The organism is Bradyrhizobium sp. 23 (assembly GCF_023073295.1).
In the GTDB taxonomy this organism is placed as follows: domain Bacteria; phylum Pseudomonadota; class Alphaproteobacteria; order Rhizobiales; family Xanthobacteraceae; genus Bradyrhizobium; species Bradyrhizobium canariense_D.
The window spans coordinates 407,143-412,712 of record NZ_JADPJF010000148.1; the positions used below are offsets into that span (position 1 = coordinate 407,143).

Sequence of the window (5,570 nt, forward strand, 5' to 3'; positions counted from 1 at the left end):
TTCGGCACGAACGTCAAGCGCGGCCGCCTCTCGACGGGCCAGGTCATCGCCCGCGACGTGACCCGATCGGTCACCAATCAGGTAATCGGGGGGATGGCGGCCAATCTCGGCAAGTCCGTCGCCGGCCAGCTTGGTGGCTCGATCGGCCGCACGCTGGTCCGCGGCGCGCTCGGCGGCTTGCTGCGCAGGTAGGCAGAAAGCCTCGTTTGAGGCAACTCCTCCGCAAACCCGCCGCTTGTGCGCGGCGGGTACAAATTCGGGTGATCAGGACTCTCCAAGCGTTCGTTGGTCTGCTAGGTGCTATGGCCCCTGACTGGACCACATCGTGACCTCACCTAAATCTTTCGTTCGATCCGGCGCACTCCGAACCCTGTCGTTGCGTGCGCCACTCGACCTGCTCTTCCTGCTCTGCTGCTTCATCCTGGCTGCCGATGTCCTTGGTCCCGAGATCTTCGGGCACGGCAAGACCAAGGACTACGGCCTGTGGTACTGGGCCGGGCAGCAGGTCTTGAAGGGTGGGCCGCTCTATCCCGGCGATATCCACCAGTACTTCGAGTTCATCTACCCACCGCTGCCGGCGATCCTGCTGGCAGTCCCGAGCTGGTTCGGCAAGATCGCGCTCTACAGCGTGCTGTCGATCCTGAATATTGCGGCGTGGTGGTACACCGGGATGCTCTCCAATGCCATGAGCGGTTCGGGCCGGACGCCTGGCCCTTGGCTGGAGGCGCTGCCCGCTCTCGTCACCGTGACCTTCGTGTTCGACATGTTCGATCTTGGCCAGCCGAACCTCGTCTTGCTGGCGATGATGCTCTACGGCTTCTGGAGTTTGCAGCATCAGCGCTCCTGGCTCGCAGGCTTCATGTTCGCGCTCGCCGCCGCCATCAAGGTGTTTCCCATTGCGGTGCTGCCCTATCTGGTCTGGCGGCGAAAGTGGGGAGCCGCCGTCGCTACGGTCGCGTTCGCCGGCATACTTCTCTATATCGTGCCGGCCCCCATTCGCGGCTTCGAGCGCAACGCCGCCGAGGTCAAGACCTGGTATCAGGGCATGGTCGGGTCGAGTTCGGAAAAAGGATTTGGCCAGCGCGACGAGCAGAACTGGTCGTGGGTGAACCAGTCACTCATTGCTGTCACGCACCGGCTGGTCCGGCCAATCAACTACAATCAGGAGGATCCGAGCAAGCCGCCGCGCACGATGAATGTCATCGACGTCGATTACAGGACGGCGAACTGGATCGTGCTGGCGCTGTCGGCGTTGCTCGGACTCGGCTTCGTCGCGGTCATGCCACGGCAAGCGCGGCGCACGGCGCGTTCGGACGCCGAGGAACTCGGCATCCTGTTCTGCCTGATGACGGTGGCATCGCCTCTGGCGCGGCAATACTACTTCATGTGGCTGTTCTTCCCGATGACGGTGCTGATGCATCGTGCCGCCTTCGACGAGCGGGCGAACGTGCGCCTTGGAACCTGGCTCGCCCTTGGCGCCGCCGGCATCCTCATGCTGCTGGCGCTGCCGTGGTTTCCAAATGTCTTGCAGGCCTGGGGCAACAACCTCGTCGCCACGGCGGTGCTCGCAGCTAGTCTCGCATGGCACATCCGGCATCCGCCGGTTGCGGCTGGCCCCAACGCCGCGGCAGCGCTAAAAGCCGATAGTTCTTGAGAAGACATCTTGAGCCCCGACGTCTTGGGATTCGAACGCAGGGAATACGACCAATGGCAAATGCGCAGCTTCAATCCGTGCTCGACCACATCGATAAGGAGTTCGACAACAGCCTGGAGCGCCTGTTCTCGCTGTTGCGGATCAAGTCGATCTCCGCCGATCCGGCCTTCGCGGCCGATTGCAAGGCGGCGGCCGAGCATCTTGCCAGGGACATCGCGAGCCTCGGCGTTGCCACTGAAGTGAGGCCAACCGCCGGCCATCCCGCGGTCGTCGGCAAGAGCTTCGCGGGCGGCCGTCCGCATGTGCTGTTCTACGGCCACTATGATGTGCAGCCGGTCGATCCGCTCGAGCTCTGGCACCGCCCGCCATTCGAGCCTGTTGTGACCGACCATGCCGATGGCCGCAAGATCATCGTGGCGCGCGGCGCCGAGGACGACAAGGGCCAGGTCATGACCTTCGTCGAGGCCTGCCGCGCCTGGAAGAAGGTGACGGGGTCGCTGCCGATCGACGTCACGTTTTTGATTGAAGGCGAGGAAGAAGTCGGCTCGAAGAACTTCGTGCCCTTCATCGAAGCCAACAAGGACGAGTTTAAGGCTGACTACGTGCTGGTCTGCGACACCGGCATGTGGGACCGCAACACGCCGGCGATCACGACCTCGCTGCGCGGCCTGCTCTATGAGGAGCTCAAGATCACCGCCGCCAATCGCGACCTGCATTCCGGCGTGTTCGGCGGTAGCGCGATGAACCCGATCCGGGTGCTGACCAAAATTCTCGGCGCGCTGTTCGACGACGACAATCGCATCACCATTCCGGGCTTCTATGATGGGGTGAAGGACACGCCGCCGGATATTCTCGCGCAGTGGAAGAAGCTCGATTTCACGCCGGACACATTCCTCAAGCCCGTTGGGCTATCGATACCGGCCGGCGAGAAGGGCAGGCTCCTGGTCGAGCAAGCTTCCACGCGTCCGACCTGCGACGTCAACGGCATCTGGGGCGGTTATATCGGTGAGGGCTCGAAGACGGTGATCCCGTCGCACGCCTCGGCCAAGGTCTCGTTCCGACTGGTCGAAGGGCAGGATCCGCAAAAGATCCGCAAGGCTTTCCGTGAGTACGTGACGGCGCGCATTCCGGGAGACTGCAAGGTCGAGTTCGGCGACCACTCTGCCGGGCCTGCGATTGCGCTCGACTGGAACATGAAGCCGCTCGCCGCGGCCAAGACCGCGCTGACCGAGGAATGGGGCAAGGAGACCGTGTTGATGGGCTCGGGCGCCTCGATCCCGATCGTCGCGGACTTCAAGCGTACGCTTGGGCTGGATTCGCTGCTCGTCGGTTTCGGCCTCGACGACGACAATATCCACTCGCCGAACGAGAAGTACGACCTCCGCAGTTTCCAGAAAGGCATCCGTTCCTGGGCCCGCATCCTCGCGGCGCTGGCGGAGGTGAAGTAGGGCGCTCTTTCCTCGTCATTGCGAGCGTAGCGAAGCAATCCAGAAATCTCTCTCCGGCGCCAGCCTGGATTGCTTCGTCGCTTCGCTCCTCGCAATGACGGGGCCAAATAAAAACGCCGCCCGGAATTGGGCGGCGTTTCATTCCAAAAGGCGTAGAGGTTCGTTGACCGTTACCCTACACCAAATCCCGAAAATTTCAAGAGCGGTAGCCCGGAAGCTCGCGGTCCAGCTTGCGTAGCAGCGGTGGCCACACGAGGTTGGTGGCGCGCAGCTCGGCGCGGTCGCGGTTGGCGAGCAGCTCGGTGTTCTTGTCGATCGCGACATCGTCGACCGGGTAGACCGGCGTGCCCAGCGCGCGCGTACGCACCTGCATCGAGCAGGCTCGCTCGAGGTGATACATGCGCTCGAAGGCCGAGGCGACCGAGCGCCCGACCGTCAGCGTGCCGTGGTTGCGCAAGAGCATGTGGTTGTGGTCGCCTAGGTCCTTCTGCAGCCGCGGCCGCTCGTCGTGGTCGAGGGCGATACCTTCATAGTCGTGATAGGCGAGGTCGTGGGTGACGAGCTGGGCGGTCTGGTTCAGCGGCAGCAGGCCTTCGGCGCTGCTCGAGACAGCGGTGCCGTCGAGGGTGTGAAGATGCAGCACGCAGATGGCGTCCTCGCGAACCTCGTGGATCGCCGAGTGGATGGTGAAGCCGGCGGGGTTGACGCTGTATTCGCTCTCGGAGAGCTGGTTGCCGTGCAGATCGACCTTGACGAGGCTCGACGCCGTGATCTCGTCGAACATCAGCCCGTAGGGGTTGATGAGGAAATGATGGTCGGGGCCGGGCACGCGCGCTGAGATGTGGGTGTCGACCAAGTCGTCCCAGCCGTAGAGCGAGACGAGGCGATAGCAGGCGGCGAGATTGACCCGTTGCTGCCACTCGGCCTCCGTCATGTTCGACGGCACTTCCTTCAGGCGCGCTTCCGCTGGCGACATGGCTGATCTCTCCGAACATCGTTGTTGCAGGGAGGGAGCGTAGTCCTGCCGCGACCTGCCAGCAAGGCACACAAAGCGCGGCAGTCCAGCGTAGCCCGCATGGGCGAAGCGACATGCGGGGCTGCCTGATAGGCCCCGGATGTCGCTGCGCTCATCCGGGCTACGGTCCTACAAGAGAGAAGAATTTTTACGGCGCCGGGATCGAGAGCAGGCTGGAAATGCTGCTGCCGCGGATATCGTAGACGCGGGCGAACACCACGTCGTCGCGCTTGATCTCGACCAGCACGGGGGCGGTGAGGCCCTTGCAGTAGAACTCACCGAGCGTCATGGCGAAATCGGCGGCATTGGAATCCCAGCCAATGGTGAAGTCGGGGCCGAGCGCGACCTGGGCGGGACGCTGCGGACCGCACACGGCGACCTTCCATTTCCGGTTGCGCGGCGGCACTTCCTGGCGTTCGACCAGCTGCTCGCGCAATTCGTCGGAGGCCTGCTTCAGCGCGAGGCCCCAATAATCCAGCATGAAGCGGTCGTCGGCGCCGCGCACGGTGCCGGCGATGTGGTTGAAGTGGGTGTATTGATAGGGATGCAGGCGGATCATCTCGGCGAGCGAGAGCGCAAGGCCAAAGCAGAAGGTGGCGAGCACGACCGGCTGCCAGGTGCGATGATTGGCGCGCAGGCGCTCCATGGCCCAGCCAAAGGCGACGCCGCCGAGCACCGCCATCGGCGGGATCACGAAGACGAAATGGCGGATGCCATTGTACAGCGCCGGTCGCTTCACCATCGCGATCGCGAGCGGCAGCGTCGCGGCGAGCGTGAGCATCAGCAGGATGGTCTTGCGGCGGGCTGGGACCTCGCGGCGGGGCAGCATAACCAAGGTGCCGATCACGGCGCCGAACGTCAGCACTAGCATCACCTCGGGCAACTGAAGTGCGAACAGCGTCGGCAGATAGGACCAGGGCATGTCAGGCACGGATACGATCGCGCCGTCGAACATCTCCTTCCAGGGTTTCTCGAAGAAGTGCGAGAAGTAGGTCAGCGCCTCGAAGGGATTGCCGGGCTCCATGATCGACCACGGCCAGATCAGCCCCATCACGAGATAGCCGAGCACGAGGCCGGGCAGCAGCACGTAGACGACATGAGCGAAGCGTCGGACCGACTCGCGCAGGCCCTCGCTGCGCAGTTCCTCCAGGAACAGCGGCATGAAGCCGATTACGGCATAGACCAGCGCAAGGCCGCCGAGGATGCGGGTGCCGAGCGAGAGGCCGGCACCAAGGCCGACGATCAAGATCGTGCGCGGCGAAGGCCGCGGATATTCCTCGGCGAGGCGCACAAGGCCCAGCATCAGGATGATCATGGCCACGGCGAAGGGCGCATCCTTCGGGTTCATGAACATGTGGCCGTAGAAGATGGGGCAGAGCGCGAGCAGCAAGAGTGAGGCAAGTCCCGCAAGCGGGCCGCCGATACGGCGGCCGAGCCGCCACGTCACGGCAAG

4 protein-coding genes and 1 pseudogene are annotated in these 5,570 nt (G+C 63.7%); 3 read left to right on the forward strand and 2 right to left on the reverse strand.

Annotation, left to right across the window (positions count from 1 at the left end):
- The 3 genes and pseudogenes from IVB32_RS35220 to IVB32_RS35230 form a co-directional block, all read left to right on the forward strand.
- Nucleotides 1-192, forward strand: a pseudogene (locus IVB32_RS35220) (ATPase); the annotation flags it as partial.
- A 133-nt stretch (nt 193-325) separates the two neighbouring features.
- A complete protein-coding gene (locus IVB32_RS35225) occupies nt 326-1,654 on the forward strand; it encodes a glycosyltransferase family 87 protein (protein WP_026233257.1) in 1,329 nt (442 codons plus the stop codon).
- 53 nt (nt 1,655-1,707) lie between these two features.
- Nucleotides 1,708-3,102: a M20/M25/M40 family metallo-hydrolase gene (locus IVB32_RS35230; RefSeq protein ID WP_018456868.1), complete on the forward strand. Its 1,395-nt coding sequence runs from the start codon at nt 1,708-1,710 to the stop codon at nt 3,100-3,102.
- A gap of 196 nt (nt 3,103-3,298) precedes the next feature.
- Here the strand turns inward: IVB32_RS35230 and IVB32_RS35235 are convergent, their stop codons facing one another.
- Both IVB32_RS35235 and IVB32_RS35240 read right to left on the reverse strand, forming a co-directional pair.
- Nucleotides 3,299-4,078, reverse strand: a complete 780-nt coding sequence (locus IVB32_RS35235) for a class II aldolase/adducin family protein (protein ID WP_018456867.1) — start codon at nt 4,076-4,078, stop codon at nt 3,299-3,301.
- A gap of 187 nt (nt 4,079-4,265) precedes the next feature.
- Nucleotides 4,266-5,570, reverse strand: a 1,305-nt coding sequence (locus tag IVB32_RS35240; protein WP_247412875.1) for a glycosyltransferase family 39 protein, incomplete at its 5' end; no start/stop codon positions are given.